We start from the raw sequence: 14,290 nt of genomic DNA, 5'->3' as shown, positions 1-14,290 counted from the left end.
GCGCGCCATGCAACAGCACTTTGACGCGCCGATGCGGGACGCTGCCAACCACGTGGCGCTGTCGCCCTTGTCCTTTCTGAAGCGGGCGGAAACGGTCTACGCGAACCTCCCCGCCTTGACCTACGGCGACCGTCGCCGCACTTGGCGCGAGACCGCTGCGCATTGTCGGTCCGTCGCCGCGGGGCTGGCAGCATTGGGCGTCAAGGCGGGGGATACGGTGGCGGTTCTGTCGCCCAACATCCCCGAGTTGTTCGAGTTGCACTACGCCGTTCCGCTGCTCGGCGCCGTATTGAACACTATCAACACGCGGCTGGAGCCCGAAACGGTCGCCTATATCATCGACCATTCGGACGCCAGGCTGGTGATCGCCGACACCGCGCTTGCTCCCCTTTTGCGTCATGCGTTTGAGATCAATGGCAGGGACCTTCCGGTGGTCGATATCACGGACCTTCCGGGCCATGCCGGCTTTGGCCAGACCACCTTTGACGATCTGACCGCCCATCCTCCGATGGACTGGGCGCTGCCGCAAGATGAATGGCAAGCATTGGCACTGAACTATACTTCGGGCACCTCGGGACGGCCGAAGGGGGTGATCTATCACCATCGTGGCGCCTATCTGATGGCGATGGGAACGGTCGCGGGCTGGGCCCTGCCGCCGCACCCGACTTACCTGTCGGTCGTGCCCATGTTCCATTGCAATGGCTGGAATCACCCCTGGGCCATGGCGATCGTCGGCGGCCACATGATCTTCACGCGCGACATCGCCCCGGCGAAATTGCTGGCTGCCATAGCCGCGCATCGGGTCACCCATATGGGCGCGGCGCCGATCGTGCTGCAGATGCTCTGCGACAGTCCCGATGCACGCCCCTTCGATCCGAAGATCAGGGTGCTAACCGCAGGCGCCCCGCCGCCGCCCGCCATCCTGGAAAGGGCCTCGGCCCTCGGCCTCGACGTCATGCAGGTCTACGGCCTGACCGAAACATACGGCCATATCTCGCAGTGCCTGTGGCAGGACGAATGGGATAGGCTGCCCGCCGGCGCCCGAGCCGAGAAGCAGGCGCAGCAGGGCGTGGCGTTTCCCATGGTCGAGGATATCCGTGTGGTGGACCGCACGACCGGAGCCGACGTGCCGCGCGACGGCCTGACCCAGGGCGAAATCGCCATCCGGGGCAACACTGTGATGAAGGGATATTACAGGAACCCCGCCGCCACGACCGAAGCCTTCGCCGACGGCTGGTTCTGGTCGGGCGACGCCGCCGTGGTCCATCCCGACGGCTACGTGCAAATCCGCGATCGGCTGAAGGATGTCATCATCTCAGGCGGCGAGAATATCTCCTCGGTCGAGGTCGAGGCCGTCCTCTATCGCCACCCTGCCGTGCTTGCGGCGGCCGTCGTGGCCCGCCCGGACCCGAAATGGGGCGAAAGCCCATGTGCTTTCGTCGAACTTCGCGACGGGGCGACCCCGACCGAGGCAGAACTCATTGCCTTTTGCCGCGACCGCATTGCTCACTTCAAGGCGCCGAAGACGGTGGTTTTTGGCGCACTGCCAAAGACCGCCACGGGCAAGATCCAGAAGTTCGTTTTGCGCGCAGCCGCTCGTGATCTGGGGTCAAAATCATGACTTGGGAAGCTCCCGTAAAGGACCTGCTTTTCAACATCGCCCTTGCCGCGCCGGGCGAAATCGATCTGGACACGGCTGCCGCCGTGCTTGAGGAGTTCGGCCGCTTTTGCGCGGAGGAAATCGCACCGCTAAACCTCCCCGGCGATCGCGAAGGGTCGCGTTGTGACGCTGGTCGGGTGACCACACCCGGAGGCTTTCGCGCAGCCTATACCAAGTTCGTTGAAATGGGCTGGCAAGGTCTGCCGCATCCCGTGGAGTACGGCGGCCAGGGCCTACCCCGGACTGTGGCTGCTGCGGCGGGCGAAATTCTGAATGCCGCGAACATGAGTTTTGCGCTCTGCCCTCTCCTGACCGATGGCGCTATCGAAGCCTTGCGCCATTTCGGTTCGGATCAGATGAAGGCCGTCTACCTGCCGAATCTGGTTGCGGGGCGCTGGACCGGCACCATGAACCTCACCGAACCGCAGGCCGGTAGCGATCTGGCACTGCTGCGAACGCGCGCCGAGGCGCAAGGCGACGGCACCTATCGGATCACCGGTACCAAGATCTTCATCACCTATGGCGAACATGATCTGGCCGAGAACATCATCCATCTCGTCCTTGCCCGCACGCCTGATGCCCCACTGGGCGTCAAGGGGATTAGCCTGTTCCTGGTGCCAAAGGTCCTTCCCGATGGCAGCCGCAACCGCGTGACCTGCCAGAGTATCGAGCATAAGCTGGGAGTCCGGGCCAGTCCGACCTGCGTCCTGAACTACGAGGGCGCGACCGGGTTTCTGATCGGGGCCGAAAACGATGGCTTGGAGTACATGTTCACGATGATGAACGCCGCCCGCTTTGCGGTCGGCATCCAGGGGGTTGCGATCTCGGAACGCGCGAGCCAACAGGCACTGGCATACGCGGAAGCCCGCATCCAGGGCCGCCCGGTCGACGGCAGCGCCCCCGGAGCGGTCGCCATCATCCAGCATCCCGATGTGCGCCGGATGCTTTCGCACATGCGCGCCACAACCGAAGCTTGCCGTGCATTGGCGGTCTTTGCTGCGGGTTGGCAGGACCGTAGCGACGCGGCGATTGCGGAATTCCTCGTGCCGCTGGTCAAGGGGTACTGCACCGAAATGGCCGTGCACGTCGCCTCTCTGGGGGTGCAGGTTCACGGCGGCATGGGCTTTATCGAGGAAACCGGAGCCGCCCAGCACTACCGAGACGCCCGCATCCTCCCGATCTACGAAGGCACCACTGCCATTCAGGCCAACGACCTTTTAGGCCGCAAGACCCTGCGCGACGGTGGTACCACGGCAACCCGTATCGCCGCGATGATCGCAGAGACGGAAAAGGCGCTCAATGGCGGCTCACCGGTCGCGCAGGAGATCGCTGCACGGCTCGGCGCAGCGCGGCAAGACTTCGAAGCGACCGTCGCCTACCTTCTCTCCGCCCCCCCGACCGAAGCATATGGCGGTGCCGTGCCCTATCTCATTCTGGCTGGAAACCTGGTCGCAGGCTGGCAGATGGCGCGCTCGGTCCTTGCGGGCGAAGCATTCGTCGGCGACCGCGACTTCATGATCGCCAAGACCGCCACCGCGCGGTTCTACGCGCATCACATCCTGCCCGAGACTGGTCTCCAGCGCGCCCGCGTCATCCAGGGTGAGGCAAGCCTCCTGGACGCCGCCTTCTGATCCACTTGCCTTTTTGAACAGGACCGCAGAATGACCGTTGAGATCGACCGCACCCGCTTCGCAAACCTGGCCATCGAGGCGCATGATGACGGCGTCTGGGTTGTCACCCTGAACCGTCCCGCCAAGCGCAACGCGCTGGATTCGCACATGATCGAAGAGCTTGTCGAGTTCTTCTCGACCGCGCCGCGCGCCGGGATCCGCGCGATTGTGCTCGCCGCTAACGGGGATCATTTCTGCGCCGGGCTGGACCTGGTCGAGCATCATCAGGCCGACCGCAGCCCGGCCGAATTCATGCATCTTTGCATGCGTTGGCATGAGGCGTTCAACAAGATGGAGTACGGTGGTGTCCCCATCATCGCCGCACTGAAGGGTGCCGTTGTCGGCGGCGGTCTGGAACTAGCTAGCGCGGCCCACATTCGGGTGATGGACCAGACGACATATTTCGCGCTGCCCGAGGGCCAACGCGGACTTTTCACGGGCGGCGGCGCCACGATCCGCGTCACCGATCTGGTCGGCAAGTCGCGGATGATCGACATGATGCTGACGGGCCGTGTCTATCAGGGGCAAGAGGCGGTCAGTCTGGGGCTTGCGCAATACATCACCGAAGGCTCCAGCCTTGAAAAGGCAATGGAACTGGCTCGCAAGGCGGCTCAGAACTTACCGCTTTCGAACTTTGCCATCTGCTCGGCCGTGAGCCACATGCAGAACATGTCGGCACTGGATGCAGCCTATGCCGAGGCGGTCGTGGCGGGCGTGGTGAACACCCAGCCTGACGCCCGCGCCCGTCTTGCGGCCTTTGCCGACAAATCGGCGGCCAGGGTGCGGCCCAACAATTGACGAGGTTGCGCCGATGTTCCCGCCAAAAGAACAGGACTGGCGCTGAACCGGCAGCGTCCAGACTGTGAAGTGGACTGTGTCCCTCTGGCTCGAGGCCAGTCGGACGACGGTCTTGACCACGTTCCGGGGCTGTAGGGGCGCGTGCTGCTCCGGTCTGAGACAACCAAGCGTCGAGCGTGTCATGAAGACACTCGATTACGGCGACGCATCCATCTCCGTGTCGTTCGAGCCAATTCGTCCGTTTGCGTGGTGAGTTGATCGCCCGACATCGCGAAACAGCAGCAACGCCTCTACATGGCATCTGGCAGCAAGATCTGAACGCCGCGACGAATGGCAGGTTTTAAGTCTTTGGTGCAGAAGCCCATGACGACCGAATTGGAGGCGCTCAGCTGGTAGGCCGGTTTACGATTGGAACCCTTTGGTCGCCGATTTCGGCGAACAGAAGCTGAAGGTCAGGAATCCACCCCGCATCGTTCGAGATCTGCTCATGCCGTGGACTTGACCATATCGAGCGTCGTCTTTCCACCCGCACCGAAAAAAGGCTGCGCGCCGGACAACGCGCAGCCCTTTCTCCCTGACCGCTCAGGCGGCCTGCGCGGCAGCGGTGTCGCGCAGCACCTGGGCGAGCGGCACCAGCCCCTTCATCGCGCCGCTGCCCTTGGCCGTGACGTCGCCGTCCTCGATCGCCACCGCGAAGCGGAAGGCCGGGTCGGCTTCGAGGCGGTTGCGCAGGGCCAGGATGCGCGGGTAGTCGGCCGGGTTCACCGCCTTGTGGAAGTCGGTCCAGCGCGCCACGCCTGAAAACACCGCGTCCGCCAGCGTCGGCTTGTTACCGAGCAGATAGTCGCTGTCGCCGATCATCGCCTCGAACTGGGCGTGGCGGGTGGCGACGAAGCTGCGGCCGAACTTGCGCAGCGTCTCGCGCTCGGCTTCGCTGGCATGTTCGGCTTCGAGCGCCACCCAGAGCGGGCCGAAGGCGCCGGTGAATGCGGTGTTCAGGAAGGCGATATACTGGTGCATCCTGTCGGCCTCCGGCGTGCCCGGTTCGAAGCTGATGCGGCGCTCGGGATCGCGTGCTTCGAGCCACAAGGCGATTGCCATGGTTTCGGTCAAAACGCGGCCGTCATCGGTGACCAGAACCGGCGTTTCCACGCGGCCGTTGAAGCGCTTGTAGGCCTCGGTGCGCATCTCGCCGAGCATGTCGACGCGGGTCAACCGGTAGGGCTGGCCGAGCCATTCGAAGGCGGCGACGAGGCCGGCCGACGAGCCGAGCGGGAAGCCGGAGGTGAAGATCGGGGTGGTTGTCATGTCAGGTCTCCATTGTTGATGACCCTGATGTATCCTCGTGGACTTTGATCCTGTAGTCGGGCAATTTGAAACCAGACGTCCACATTCATAGACTTTGATGCTGAATCTCAACGATCTCCATTTCTTCGCAGCAGCGGTCGATCACGGTGGCTTTGCCGCCGCCGCCCGGCGGCTCGGCTGTCCCAAATCGACGGTCAGCAAACGGGTGGCGGCACTGGAAGCGTCGCTCGGCGCGTTGCTGATCCACCGCAGCTCGCGCAGTTTCACGCTGACCGACGTCGGCCGCGACTGTTATGACCATGCCCGTGCCGCAATCATCGAGGCCGAGGCGGTGGAGACGGTGGTGTTGAAGCGGCTGGCCGAGCCGGCCGGCACAGTCCGCATCACCACCTCGGTGCCCAACGCGCAGTTCCGGCTGGCGCATCGGCTGCCGCTGCTGGCGCGCCGCCACCCCAGGCTGCTGGTCCAGCTGCATGTCACCGACCGCTTCGTCGACCTGGTGCAGGACGGTTTCGACATCGCGCTGCGCAGCCACTTCGCGCCGCTGCCCGATTCCGACCTGATGCAGAGGCGGATGAGCGAGGATGCGATCACGCTGGTGGCGGCACCTTCCTATCTCACCTGTCATGGCGCGCCTGAAACGCCGGAGGCGCTCGCCTCTCATGACGGACTGATGAGCTCGATGACATCAAGGAGCTGGCAGCTGCGCAATGGCCAAGGCCGCCTCGTCGAGGTGGCGCCGCGGCAACGCTTCCATGCCGACGAGTCAGTGCCTTTGCTGATGGCGGCCGAAGCCGGCCTCGGCATCGTCTGCCTGCCCGAGCTGATTTCGGCCAGTTCAGTGGCGCAGGGCAGGCTGGTGCGGCTGCTGCCCGACTGGACGGCCGGGCGCGTCACCACGACCATCCTGACGCCGCACAAGCGCGGACAATTGCCGGCGGTGCGCGCGGTGATCGATTTCCTGCTCGAGAAGGAGCCGGCAAGCTAGCTGTCGCTGCGCCTGGCGTTCGGGGCGCACTCACGCGCATGACGAGGCTGGCAAAGGGCAAAGGGAAGAAGAGGGAAGAGAGGCAACAGAAGATGGCACAAAATAAAACTCGACGTTGAACAATGTCGCTGTGTATGTGCTTCGGTCGAGATGGCAAAGAAGAGTGTACTTCCGGCTGATTTAGCTCAGGCATTGGCGACAATTGGCCAGAAGCTGGCGCGTGGGGTGCGTGTCGATGGACAGCTCCTTTCAGCAATATCGGGCATGTCTGAAATTCCAGCAGGTGCCGTCGGCCAGGCCGCCCGGGAAATCCCCGAAATAGCCAACCTCTTCCGGGATCGTCGCAAGCCAGTCCGATCGCTGTTCTGGCCGCGCCTGTCCGATGAGGAGCAGCTGCAGAGATTTCCTGAATTCGCGTATCTGTGTCTGTTCCACCACGATGGCCGCCTCCGCAGCAAGGCCCTTCAACTGATATCGGGGCCGTTGCCGAGCCCCTTCCTGTTTGCATCAGTCGTTGTCAGATTGAACGATTGGGCCGAGCCTGTGCGATCGGCAGCGCTTGGGTGCGCGCAGCGATGCTTCCCGTTGACGTCGCCTGAAACAATTGCAGCTGCTGCAAACTTCGTGTTGTTGCGGCAGGACAGCTGGGGACGCTGGGGCACGGAGCGGGAAGCGGTCAGGACTGTGTTTTCTCGACCTGACGTGGTGGCCAAGCTGGTCGAAAACCTTCGCGAAGCCCGGACCGGCCCAGGGTCGCGTATCCTTCGCGAATTGTTGCGGTGGCCAACGCTGGATCCGTATCTCGAGACGCTGGCCCTGAATGCGTGGCAACCCGCGGTGCGCGCGGTGGCTGTCCAGGCGATAGGGGCGATGCAGGCCTCCTGGCGGACAGGGTCCGAGATCCAGTGGATCGACAAATCCATGGGCGAGGGCCGGTCGGTGCCAAAATTTGAGCGTCGCCCGCTCACGACAGCCATATCGCGGCTGGACGTGATGGGTGCCGCAACCAGGGATGGTTCGGCACTGGTGCGAAAAGTCGCGCTCGATTCCATCATCAGGCACGAGCTGGGCAGCCAGGCAGGTCGGGATCTGGCGTTACACCTGGCAAACGATGCCAGTCTGCCGGTTCGGGAACGGGCAGCGTTTATCCTGTCCAGAACAGCATGACCACCTGAGGTCGGCGGAAGGCGCCGCAGATCGATCCCGCTGAGGCGGATTGAACCGAAGACCCCGACGCCAGGCCGGGGTGGTCAATTTCTGCCGCGGTCAATCGTCAAATGGAGCAACTGGCGTCGTAAAGGCGCAATGCGAAGCACAGTTTCGCCCTCGTCAGGAGAGCGTCGTAGCTACCGAATGGAAACTGGGCATCTTCTGCAGAATGCACGGCGAAGACGTACCCCGAAATCCGAGCCATCGACGGGGAGCCGCTGGAGCCGGGGTGCGTGCGTTTTGATCCGTACACCAAGCCCTGGTAACAGCCACTCACGGCCTCGCCGCTCTCCCACTGGCGCTCGCCATTGTTGAGCAGTGGGGTGTAGCCGTGGCGGATGAACGGGAAATAGTCTCCAATCCGACACGACGGCTTGAACAAACCCAGGCCAATGCGATGAACGCTGCGCGGGACAGGTGTCACCCGGATAAAGGCAATGTCATGAGCGAAGTCGCCTGATTGGTACCATCCGGCAAAAACGGTCACCTCTTCGGCCGTAAAGCGTCCAACAAAGCTGCCGTCAGCATATCCGGGCAAGAACTCGATGTTGGTGTAGAAGTTGCCGCCATTGCCGGGGTGAACGCAGTGGCCGGCAGTAATTACGAGATCGCCGATCACCAGAGTTCCCGTGCACTGTTTCGGGTTCCCCGACGCGTCGGTGAAATACACCTTTCCAATGCTGGCGTCCGGAGGCGTTACAGGATTCCGCGTGCCAGGCGGCTCACCATTCGGCCGCCTGCTGTCTGTTGGCAGGCGGTCGTCCGCAGCTGAAAGCGGTGTTTTCTGAACGGAATTTCCAAACCGGTACCACGTTATTGCTTCGGGAGCGGCAGTGAATGCACCGGCCGCTCGTTCGTCAAAGGGAATATCCTGGAATGGTCTTTCGCTTTCGATCGACTGGGAAAAAGCATCGCCGATTTGCAGAATACTGCAAAGCGCTGCAGCCAAGTACTTGATCTTCGACATCGTCCCCCTCCCCAAAAAGCTCTCCCCAGAGCAGGGTTCGATCTAAGACGGTTTGTGCTGCGGTCACAAGCGGCGTGCTGCTGTCAGGAGATAAGTAAGTTCTCATCGATAATCTTGCCACGAGGCTTTTGCCTCGAAACCGCTTCACACTTTTCCTGGAAGTGCACTAGCGTGTGCCGACCGAAACCGGCGAGGGGAGGCCATGATGAGCGGCGACCATGATCACGGCGACATGACGAACACGCCGGTGTCGCGGCTGTGGATGGCCTTGGGCCTGACGGCTGCTTTCATGGTGGCCGAGGTGATCGGCGGGTTCGTCACCGGCAGCCTGGCGCTGATCTCGGATGCCACGCACATGCTGACCGACGCCATGGCGCTGGCGATTGCGCTGGTGGCGATCAAGGTCGGCCGCCGGCCGGCCGACCTGCTGCGCACCTATGGTTATGCCCGCTTCGAGATCCTGGCTGCGGCCTTCAACGCGCTGCTTCTGCTCGCCGTCGCCTTCTACATTCTCTACGAGGCCTATGTCAGGCTGTTCCAGCCGCAGGACATCGCCTCGCTCGGCATGCTCGGCATCGCCGTCGTCGGGCTGGTGGTCAACTGGACGTCTATGCGGCTGTTGGCCGGCCACAAGGACGGCAGCCTCAACGTCAAGGGCGCTTATCTCGAGGTCTGGGCCGACATGCTCGGTTCGATCGGCGTGATCGCCGGGGCTGCCCTGATCTGGCTCACCGGCTGGTCATGGGTCGATTCCGTCGTCGCCGTCGGCATCGGCTTCATGGTCTTCCCGCGCACCTGGGTGCTGCTCAAGGAGTGCATCAACATCCTGCTCGAAGGCGTGCCGCCTGGCATGGAGCTGGCAGAGGTCGAGCTGGCGATATCAACAGTGCCCGGCGTGACCTCGGTGCACGATCTGCATCTGTGGGCGATCACCCAGAGCAAGGCGTCGCTGACCGCGCATGTCGTGCTGGAGGAGGGCGCCGATGCCGAGGCGGTGCGCCGGGCGGTGGAGCTGCGGCTGCAGGAAAAATTCGACCTGCACCACACCACGCTGCAGATGGAGCGGGTGAGCTGCGCGCCGCTGGAGCGCATCCACTGACCTGCGTCAACCTGTCAGCACTCTGTCCCATTATCTCTAACATATGGAATGCCTATCTATGGCCCGGCCGATGCGTGTTCGGCGCGGAACCTCAGGAGAGCGTCGATGGGCGGGCATGATTTCAGGAACAGCGGCAATGGCCGCGACAGGGGCCGCGACAGGGACCGCAACAGGGGCGGCCGGGATGGCCTGCTCGGCACGGTGCTTGGCGAAATCGGCAAGCGGCTTGGCGACAAGGCCGCAAACGGCAGTCATGGCAGCGGCCATGGTGGCAGCAATCGGGGCGGCGGCGGCAACTGGGGCGCCGATCAGCGTTCGCCGTCAGGCGACACTGCATCGGCGGCCTTCGGGCGCGACGGGCGCGCGGCGTCGGTGAAAGCTGCGCCCCGCTCGCGAATGCCCGGCTTCGGCAGCACGGCAGCGCTGGTCGTGCTGGTGGTGTGGACGCTGCTCGCCTGGGGCGGCTACAGCCTCGTCGACGGCGTGCTTGCCTGGACGTCGAGCAATGCAGGCGCCCTGGTGCAGACCGGCCGGGATGCCGCGGCTGCGACCGGCATCGGCTCGGAGGTCGTCGGTGTGGTCGGCAGCGCCGAGACGTCGGGCCTGCTCGGCGGATTTTTCGCGCTCCTCGGTGCCGTGCTCAAGCCGCTTGTGGTTGTGGTCTGGCTGGTCGGCGCCGTGCTGATCGTGGCGACGCCCAGGCTGGTGTCCCTGCTCACGCGCAAGTTCCGCTAGGCGGCCGACGCGGCTGTCCCGGCAAGACGTGGGCGCCCCCAAGACCTGCGCGCCCCCCCAGGACGCGCCCAGAAGACGCGCCCGGAAGACAGGCGCCTTAAGACGCACCCCATGACAGGCGCGCGCCCCAAGGCCTGAAATGGCGCCGTGCGTTATGGCGTCATCACGGATGCTGCCATCAGGGGTGCTGCCATCAGGGGTGCTGGTAGCGGAACTCCTGGGTCTTGCCACCATACCCATAAGAGGCCGCGCGCACGTCATGGACGTGGATGTAGCTCTCTTCGTGGATGTCGCCGAGGATGTCGGCAAAACCTGAAAAAACCGCTTCGATGTAGCGCTTCTTCTCGTCCTTGGTGTTGGTCTCGTCGGTGACCTTGATGTCAAGCGCAAAGCTCGACTTGCCGTGGCTCTGCAACGACTTGCCGGCGATGATCCAGTCGCGCGGGTCGACGTAGCTGATGGCGATGGCGGTCACCTCGGGCTTCTTGCCGAGAATGGTGCTGGTGTGTTCGGCGAGCATCGCCGCCACCTTGTCGGTCAGCGTGTCACTGCGCCGGGCTGATATCTTGACGGTGAGGATAGGCATTGTCTGTCTCCAGTGGTTAGCTATGCAACTATTGTGAATGGCTTGTGTGTGATAGCAGGCTCACTCCAGTTTGGCGGCGATCGCCTTGGCCTGCTCGACAAAACCGGCAAAAACCTGTTCGCCGAAAAGGCTCGACAGGCGTTGGGTGACCGCGCCGCTGGCGGCGTTCAGCGCGTCCTTCATCGCAACCGCCTCCGCTGTCGGCGTGATCAGGGATTCGCGCCTGTCCCCGCTCGACTTGCTCCTGACGACAAGGCCCCTGGCTTCCAGCCCGTCGAGGCCGCGTGTCGCCGTCGCCCGGGCGATCTTCAACTCGTCAGCCAGTTCGCTCTGCAAAAGGCCGGGCCGCGCCAGCACCGCCCTGAGCATGAAGCCTTGCGGCGGCGTCAGGCCGAAGGGCTGAAAGGCCGCCGTCCAGACGCGGTCGAGCTGGCGCGCAAGGGCCGTGGTGTTGAAGTAGATGCAACGGTCGAACATGAAGGCAGCATAACCAATAGTAGTTGCATATGCAATTATTATTTTGACACCGATGCGGAAAAAGCGCGGTCCAACCGTGTGGCGGCGGCGACCTCAAGGCCTGATGTTGCCGGGCAGGGCGGCTGCCAGTCTCTGGCCGGCTTCAGCGGCTGGACGATCTCAGGAGCCGGCCGAAGTCAAAGCTGGCCGAGTTCAGAAGGTGAAGACAATCCGGAGCGGACAGCCGGACCCGGCCAGCGCTCCTCCGCGCCACGCGGCCTGGCTGCGCCTCAGGCCAGCTCTTTCGGCCTGAGGCAATGGGTCAGGCGCGCGCCGCCGGGGCTGAGCTCGTCCCAGTCGCCTTCGAACTCGAAGCGGGCCAGCGCGCCGCTGGGGAATTTCTCTTCGAGCGAGCTGACCGCATCGCTGCTCGAACCGGGACCGGCCAGCTGGGCGGCGAAGATCTCGAGCCCCGGATTGTGGCCGATGACCAGCAAGCTGCCGATCTCGTCGGGCACGGCTTTGGCAAGTGCAAACAGGTCGTTGGCCAAAGCGCCATAGATGCTGTCGTGGAAGCTTGCCGCGGGCAGGGGCGCCGGCCACTCGGCTGACGCAAGCTGCCATGTCTGGCGGGTGCGCGCGGCAGGCGAGACATAGACCAGCTCGGGCAGCCAGCCGCGTCTGGCGATCTCGGCGCCCATGCGCGGCGCCGCCGCCTTGCCCCTTGGCGCTAGCGGCCGGTCGAAATCGGACAGCGCTTCGTCGTCCCAGCTCGACTTGGCATGGCGCAGCAGCAGTAGGTGCCTGATCTTTGCCATGCGGGATCTTTCGGCTCAGGGCGTGATGCGGGCGAGCTGCTCCAGGTCGATCTCGTCGCGTGCCGGATGGGGGGCTGCGATCTCGTCGGTGCCGATGCTGTCGCTGAAACCTGAATAGGTCGTGCGGCTGCCCTCCATGCGCACCTTGCCTTCGGCGAAGAGCTTGAGGGCGAGCGGATAGAGCCGGTGCTCGGCCTTGAGCACGCGGGCCGACAGTGTCGGCTCGTCGTCGTCGATCAGCACCGGCACGGCGGCCTGGGCGATGATGGGGCCGTCATCCATTTCGGGCGTGACGAAATGCACGGTGCAGCCATGGACGCGGATGCCGGCGTCGAGCGCGCGCTGGTGGGTGTCAAGCCCCTTGAAGGACGGCAACAGTGCCGGATGGATGTTGATCATCCGGCCCTGCCATGTCTCGACGAAGCCGGTGGTCAACAGACGCATGTAGCCGGCCAGCGCCACGATCTCGGCGCCGAAGGTGTCGAGCGCCGAGCCGATCGCCTCGTCATGCGCTTCCTTGCTGGCGTGCTCCGCGCGGGTCACCACCTTGGTGGCGATGCCGCGGCTGGCGGCGATGCCGAGGCCGGGCGCGTTGGCCTTGTCGGAGATGACGCCGACGATCTCGGCGGGGAATGCCGGGTCGGCGGCGGCGTCGATCAGCGCGGCCATGTTGGAGCCGCGGCCCGAGATCAGGATGACTGTGCGTTTGCGCTGCATCATAGGGCGAGCGACCCGCGATAGATGACGCCGGTGTCGCGGCGCGGCACGATGCGGCCGATCGGCGTGACCGTTTCGCCGGCTTCCTGCAGCACGGCGGCGACCTGCGCTGCCTGTCCGGCGGCAACCACCGCGATCATGCCGATGCCGCAGTTGAAGGTGCGCATCATTTCTTCAGGCGAGACGCCGCCGGTGGCAGCAAGCCACGAGAACACGCGCGGGGCCTCGATCGCCGACAAATCGAGCTCGGCCGAGAATTCCTTGGGCAGCACCCTGGGGATGTTTTCGGGGAAACCGCCGCCGGTGATGTGGGCCAGCGCCTTGATGCCGTTGGTTTCGCGGATCGCCCGGAGCAGCGACTTGACATAGATGCGCGTCGGCTCGAGCAGGGCTTCGGCCAGCGTCGGGCCGTCGGCGAAGGGGGCGCGGTCGCTCCACTTCAGGCCGGAGACCTCGACGATGCGGCGGACCAGCGAATAGCCGTTGGAATGAACGCCCGAGGAGGCCAGGCCGAGCAGCACGTCGCCCTCGACGACGTCGTCGGTCGGCAGCAGCCGGCCACGCTCGGCGGCACCGACGGCAAAGCCGGCGAGGTCGTAGTCGTTGCCATGATACATGCCGGGCATTTCGGCGGTTTCGCCGCCGATCAGCGCGCAGCCGGCCTGGCGGCAGCCCTCGGCGATGCCCGAGACGATGTCGGCGCCCTGGTTGGGGTCGAGCTTGCCGGTGGCGAAATAGTCGAGGAACAAAAGCGGCTCGGCGCCCTGGACGACGATGTCGTTGACGCACATGGCGACGAGGTCGACGCCGATCGTGTCATGCTTGCCGGCATCGATGGCGATCTTGAGCTTGGTGCCGACGCCGTCATTGGCCGCGACCAGGATCGGGTCGTTGAAACCGGCGGCCTTGAGGTCGAACAGGCCGCCGAAGCCGCCGATCTCGCCATCCGCGCCCGGCCGGCGCGTCGAGCGCACCAGCGGCTTGATCTTCTCGACCATCAGGTTTCCGGCGTCGATGTCGACGCCCGCCTGCGCATAGGTGAGACCGTTCTTGCCTTCGCTCATCGCCAATTCCTGATGTCGTGCGCTTTTGGGGCGCTATTCGCATGAACGGCCGGTTCCCGCAAGCGAGAGAGCCGGATTGCCTTGGAAACGGCCGCCAAAGCGGTGGACAGGCGGCTGACACGGCCCGCTCTCTTGCGATGCCGTGAAGTCTCGCCCATTTATCGACCAAAGACAAAATATCTCAAAAGACAAAGCATAATGGCAAAAAGCCGAGA

General features: G+C 64.1%; 14 protein-coding genes. 7 read left to right on the top strand and 7 right to left on the bottom strand.

Features of this window, described 5'->3' with window-relative positions:
* Window positions 1-7: 7 nt before the first annotated feature.
* Genes H5P29_RS23230 through H5P29_RS23220 form a run of 3 tightly spaced genes read left to right on the top strand, consistent with a single transcriptional unit; the run spans window position 8 to window position 4,128 of the window.
* Window positions 8-1,621, top strand: a complete 1,614-nt coding sequence (locus tag H5P29_RS23230; protein ID WP_154385126.1) for an AMP-binding protein — start codon at window positions 8-10, stop codon at window positions 1,619-1,621.
* Complete coding sequence (locus H5P29_RS23225; RefSeq protein ID WP_154385127.1) at window positions 1,618-3,291, top strand: acyl-CoA dehydrogenase; 1,674 nt, start codon at window positions 1,618-1,620, stop codon at window positions 3,289-3,291. The genes H5P29_RS23230 and H5P29_RS23225 overlap by 4 nt, the downstream gene beginning before the upstream one ends.
* Before the next feature lie 30 nt (window positions 3,292-3,321).
* On the top strand, window positions 3,322-4,128 hold the full coding sequence (locus H5P29_RS23220) for a crotonase/enoyl-CoA hydratase family protein (RefSeq protein WP_154385128.1): 807 nt from the start codon (window positions 3,322-3,324) through the stop codon (window positions 4,126-4,128).
* Between the two features lie 582 nt (window positions 4,129-4,710).
* Here H5P29_RS23220 and H5P29_RS23215 read toward each other — a convergent pair.
* The gene (locus H5P29_RS23215; RefSeq protein ID WP_154385129.1) at window positions 4,711-5,436 is read right to left on the bottom strand and encodes a glutathione S-transferase family protein; all 726 of its coding nucleotides are present in this window, start codon (window positions 5,434-5,436) and stop codon (window positions 4,711-4,713) included.
* Between the two features lie 97 nt (window positions 5,437-5,533).
* Here H5P29_RS23215 and H5P29_RS23210 point away from each other — a divergent pair, with 97 nt between their 5' ends.
* A complete protein-coding gene (locus H5P29_RS23210; protein WP_154385130.1) occupies window positions 5,534-6,424 on the top strand; it encodes a LysR family transcriptional regulator in 891 nt (296 codons plus the stop codon).
* A 150-nt stretch (window positions 6,425-6,574) separates the two neighbouring features.
* Window positions 6,575-7,591, top strand: a complete 1,017-nt coding sequence (locus tag H5P29_RS23205) for a hypothetical protein (protein ID WP_154385131.1) — start codon at window positions 6,575-6,577, stop codon at window positions 7,589-7,591.
* Window positions 7,592-7,697: 106 nt separating this feature from the next.
* On the opposite strand, the gene H5P29_RS23200 is transcribed toward H5P29_RS23205, so the two are convergent.
* Window positions 7,698-8,600 carry a serine protease gene (locus H5P29_RS23200; RefSeq protein ID WP_067963948.1) on the bottom strand — a complete coding sequence of 301 codons (903 nt, stop codon included), beginning with the start codon at window positions 8,598-8,600 and terminating at the stop codon, window positions 7,698-7,700.
* A 205-nt stretch (window positions 8,601-8,805) separates the two neighbouring features.
* Here H5P29_RS23200 and H5P29_RS23195 point away from each other — a divergent pair, with 205 nt between their 5' ends.
* The gene (locus H5P29_RS23195) at window positions 8,806-9,699 is read left to right on the top strand and encodes a cation diffusion facilitator family transporter (RefSeq protein ID WP_154385132.1); all 894 of its coding nucleotides are present in this window, start codon (window positions 8,806-8,808) and stop codon (window positions 9,697-9,699) included.
* A 105-nt stretch (window positions 9,700-9,804) separates the two neighbouring features.
* Window positions 9,805-10,434, top strand: a complete 630-nt coding sequence (locus tag H5P29_RS32645; protein WP_246670758.1) for a hypothetical protein — start codon at window positions 9,805-9,807, stop codon at window positions 10,432-10,434.
* A gap of 193 nt (window positions 10,435-10,627) precedes the next feature.
* Here the strand turns inward: H5P29_RS32645 and H5P29_RS23185 are convergent, their stop codons facing one another.
* The 5 genes from H5P29_RS23185 to purM all read right to left on the bottom strand — a co-directional run bounded on the left by H5P29_RS23185 (window position 10,628) and on the right by purM (window position 14,075).
* A complete protein-coding gene (locus tag H5P29_RS23185) occupies window positions 10,628-11,020 on the bottom strand; it encodes a tautomerase family protein (RefSeq protein WP_154385133.1) in 393 nt (130 codons plus the stop codon).
* Between the two features lie 60 nt (window positions 11,021-11,080).
* A complete protein-coding gene (locus H5P29_RS23180) occupies window positions 11,081-11,497 on the bottom strand; it encodes a MarR family winged helix-turn-helix transcriptional regulator (protein WP_154385134.1) in 417 nt (138 codons plus the stop codon).
* 269 nt (window positions 11,498-11,766) lie between these two features.
* Window positions 11,767-12,294: a histidine phosphatase family protein gene (locus H5P29_RS23175; RefSeq protein WP_154385135.1), complete on the bottom strand. Its 528-nt coding sequence runs from the start codon at window positions 12,292-12,294 to the stop codon at window positions 11,767-11,769.
* 15 nt (window positions 12,295-12,309) lie between these two features.
* Window positions 12,310-13,014, bottom strand: coding sequence for a phosphoribosylglycinamide formyltransferase (gene purN / locus H5P29_RS23170; protein WP_154385136.1), 705 nt, complete (start codon window positions 13,012-13,014; stop codon window positions 12,310-12,312).
* Window positions 13,011-14,075 carry a phosphoribosylformylglycinamidine cyclo-ligase gene (purM, locus tag H5P29_RS23165; RefSeq protein WP_154385137.1) on the bottom strand — a complete coding sequence of 355 codons (1,065 nt, stop codon included), beginning with the start codon at window positions 14,073-14,075 and terminating at the stop codon, window positions 13,011-13,013. The genes purN and purM overlap by 4 nt, the downstream gene beginning before the upstream one ends.
* Between the last annotated feature and the right edge of the window lie 215 nt (window positions 14,076-14,290).

Origin of the sequence: Aminobacter sp. MDW-2, from assembly GCF_014250155.1 — a bacterium.
Taxonomy (GTDB): domain Bacteria; phylum Pseudomonadota; class Alphaproteobacteria; order Rhizobiales; family Rhizobiaceae; genus Aminobacter; species Aminobacter ciceronei.
Note: the sequence above shows the minus strand (reverse complement) of the source record. Positions and strands in the feature narration are given on the sequence as shown.